General features: G+C 63.3%; 1 protein-coding gene. It reads left to right on the plus strand.

The window, feature by feature from the left end; translation table 11 throughout:
• The coding region (locus tag J5M58_RS27430; RefSeq protein ID WP_207880638.1) for an amino acid permease at nucleotides 1–248 on the plus strand (248 nt) is incomplete at both ends.

Genomic DNA, 248 nt, shown 5'->3' on the forward strand with positions numbered 1-248 from the left:
GGGGTGTATGCCTATGCCAAGGCCGGTTTCGGCGACTACATGGGCTTCTCCTCGGCCTGGGGCTACTGGATCAGTGCCTGGCTGGGCAACGTCGGCTACTTCGTACTGCTGTTCAGCACCCTGGGCTTCTACTTCCCGGTGTTCGGCGAGGGCAACACGCCAATCGCCATCGGCTGCGCCTCGCTGCTGCTGTGGGCGGTGCACTTCCTGGTGCTGCGCGGTATCAAGGAGGCGGCGTTCATCAACCA

The organism is Pseudomonas sp. 32_A (assembly GCF_017490905.1).
In the GTDB taxonomy this organism is placed as follows: Bacteria; Pseudomonadota; Gammaproteobacteria; order Pseudomonadales; family Pseudomonadaceae; genus Aquipseudomonas; species Aquipseudomonas inefficax.